The organism is Chamaesiphon polymorphus CCALA 037, assembly GCF_003003845.1.
GTDB classification, from domain to species: domain Bacteria; phylum Cyanobacteriota; class Cyanobacteriia; order Cyanobacteriales; family Chamaesiphonaceae; genus Chamaesiphon; species Chamaesiphon polymorphus.
This window is the reverse complement of sequence record NZ_PVWO01000601.1, coordinates 1-3,154: the sequence shown is the minus strand read 5'-3', so window position 1 is coordinate 3,154 and position 3,154 is coordinate 1. Positions and strand designations below refer to the sequence as shown.

At 49.2% G+C, this 3,154-nt stretch carries 2 protein-coding genes and 1 pseudogene; all 3 read right to left on the bottom strand.

Annotation, left to right across the window (positions count from 1 at the left end; translation table 11 throughout):
• Positions 1 to 102: 102 nt before the first annotated feature.
• Positions 103 to 972 (bottom strand): alpha/beta fold hydrolase, encoded by an 870-nt coding sequence (locus C7B77_RS26985; RefSeq protein ID WP_106312292.1) that lies wholly within the window; start codon positions 970 to 972, stop codon positions 103 to 105.
• Positions 973 to 1,111: 139 nt separating this feature from the next.
• The gene (locus tag C7B77_RS26980; protein ID WP_106312295.1) at positions 1,112 to 1,750 is read right to left on the bottom strand and encodes an MOSC domain-containing protein; all 639 of its coding nucleotides are present in this window, start codon (positions 1,748 to 1,750) and stop codon (positions 1,112 to 1,114) included.
• A 65-nt stretch (positions 1,751 to 1,815) separates the two neighbouring features.
• Positions 1,816 to 3,049: pseudogene (locus tag C7B77_RS26975) on the bottom strand (GMC family oxidoreductase); the annotation flags it as partial.
• Positions 3,050 to 3,154: the final 105 nt, after the last annotated feature.

Sequence of the window (3,154 nt, the reverse complement as noted above, 5' to 3'; positions counted from 1 at the left end):
TCGGATAGTTGCAGTTAATCTGGGTTCGATTTTGCGATGATTGCGGGTTTGATGATTTATAATTGCGGGTCGCTACATCTACCTGCCCCAGCATTGTACTCCTCAAACAGGGATGGGTTGTAGTCGTGATGTGAGAAATTGCCCGATGTAATTGGCGATCGCGTCCCCATCTTCTTCCAGGGCAAAGTGTCCGGTATCGAGTAAATGGAACTCAACATCTTTCAAGTCGCGCTGGTAGGGATAAGCACCTTCGGCAGGGAAGATATAATCGTTCTTGCCCCAAACAATCAGCGTGGGCGGCTGATATTTTCGGAAATACTCTTGCCATTGCGGGTATAGCGGTGGATTCGTCCCATAGCTATAAAACAGCGCAAGTTGAATCTCACTGTTGCCAAGGCGATCGAGTAAGGGTTGGTCTATATTCCAGTTGTCAGGGCTAATTGCTTCGCGATTGCGAACGCCGTTAGTGTATTGCCACTTTGTCGTTTCCAGAGTGAAAAAGGGTCTGAGCTTGTTCGCATTCTCAGGAGAGCGATCTTGCCAGTACGCTTTAATCGGGTTCCAAAATTCAAGCAGCCCTTCTTCATAGGCATTGCCGTTTTGCACGATTAACGATTGCACTCGTTCGGGATATTTAGCTGCAATCCGGTAGCCAATAGGCGCACCATAATCCATCACATAGAGGCTGTATTTCTTGAGATCGATCGCGGTAATAAATTTCTCCATGACCTCAGCTAGGCGATCGAACGTGTAGTCAAACTCGTTCGCTGTAGGCATCGAACTGTTGCCGTAGCCAGGATAATCGGGGGCAACCAGATGGAAGCGATCGGCAAGCGCGGGAATTAAATTACGGAACATGTGAGAGGATGTCGGGAAGCCGTGCAATAACAGAATCGTTGGATTATCGCGGGAGCCAGCTTCACGGTAAAAGATATCTAAACCATCGATCGAAACGGTACGAAATGTAGTCATGAAATTACTCCTGATGAGTTTACAGTGGTTTTACAAAAGATCGAGGGTTTAAAGCCCCCGCTTCTCTAGGCGGATTGTTTTTAGGGCGGGGTTTAAATCGCTGTCAACTGTCAACTGTCAACTGTTAACTGTTTACAGCCTAACGATGGCTCTGTTGATGGAAGTAGTCGCGCCAGCTTTCTGGTAATGCGACAAGTCGAGCAGCACGATCGAGTAACGCTGGATCGGCCCGATCGTGGGTATACAGTTGAGTAATATCGGCAACCGCGATCTCGTTTTCGTCTCGGCTGACTAGCTCTAAAGTGTCTCCCACTCCGACTTCGCCCTCTTGCAACACGCGGAAGTAAAATCCGGTGCGCCCACTAGCCATAAAGCGTTTGACCATATCCGGTCGTCCAAACCGAATCCCCAGTTTGTAGCAGGGCAGACGCGGTTGTGTCACCATCAATTTGACAGTGCCGATTCTAAATCGATCGCCAATATTCACGTCTGCTTCTGTGAGTCCAGTGGTAGTGAAATTTTCGCCAAAGATGCCTAGCGGCAGCTCTGTTTGAGGCAATTCACCTCGCCAGTAATCGTAATGCTCGAACGGATAAACGTAGACCGCTTTGTCCAATCCCCCATGAACGGTGAGATCGGCTTGTCCGTCGCCGTCTAAATTGAGCGATCGCACCATCACTCGATCGCTGATTGGCTGTTTGAAAATTCCAGTGCTAACCGTTCTCCCTTTCCAGTTCACTTCACGCGGCAGTCCGACATTGACAGAGATGAGTTTCATTTTTAGATCCCAAGTTTTGAAGGGCATTCGATCGCTATCGATCGAATAACCGAGTGTGCTGGATTTTAAACGGTGGACGTAGCAAGCAAAGTCGAGCGAGTGCTGCTAGCTTTAATTAAATCGGCGGCTTTTTCGCCGATCGCGATTGTAGGTGCATTGGTATTTCCGGTCGTAATTGTTGGCATAATCGAGGCATCCACGACCCGCAATCCCTCAATTCCACGTACCCGCAATTCGGGGTCTACAACTGCCATTGAGTCGGTGCCCATCTTGCAACTGCCGACGGGATGCCAGACGGTGCTGCAACCATCGCGGACATAGGTTTCGATCGCTTCATCGCTAGCCAGGGGGCGCGAACTGAATGGGGCCACCGAAGAACTGTAAGTCTGGTGCCAGATCGCGATTTCCCTCACTGTGTGCGAATAATCCGGCTTCAATCCCATTACTCGTCATCGCTGGGTGACTATCTTGAGTACTGGCGCGCACTACCGAAACCAACAGATGATCTTGGAGATTTTGACCGACACCTGGTAAATTAGCCACGACAGCAATCCCCATCGAACGCAGGTATTCTGCATCCCCAATTCCTGACAGAAGGAGCAGTTTGGGCGAATCAAATGCACCCGCACTTAAAATCACTTCTTTGTTAACTCGAACTTGATGCAGCACGCCCTCGTGCAAATATTCCACTCCAACGGCACGGTTGCCCTCAAACAACAACCGAGTCACCAACGCGCCTGTCGTTATTGTCAAATTGGGACGCTGGCGAATGGGTACCAAGAAAGCCGCTGCCGTACTGTGTCGTTTGCCATCTTTGACAGTTAATTGATAGAACCCCACTCCTACCTGCTGTGTACCGTTGAAATCGGGATTACGATCGTATCCCATCGATACACAGACATCTACAAACCGCTGGGATACTATCGCAGGGGAGATGATATCGGTGACGCTCAACTCTCCATCAACTCCGTGGTATGCGTCGGCTCCGCGTTGTTGTTGCTCGGATTTCTTGAAATAGGGCAACATATCTTGATAACTCCAGCCAGGATTGCCCAATTCTTGCCACCGATCGTAATCGTGAGGGTTGCCTCGGACATACATCATGAAATTAATCGAACTGCTGCCACCTAAGACTTTGCCACGCGAACAAAACATCTTGCGGTTATTTAGACCTGGTTCTGGTTCGGAGAAATAGCTCCAGTCCACTTCAGAACCCAGCAAGCCGATACATTGTGCCGGAATTTGAATCTCTGGTTTCGTATCTGGGTTGCCCGCTTCGAGCAACAATACGGTGGTTTCGCAATACGGTTCGGTTAAGGTCTAGACATACCCCTGTTAAGGTGACTGTTTGTACTACCGATCGCCAAAAAGGATAAGTGGCAGTTATAATCCTAATTGAAAGCT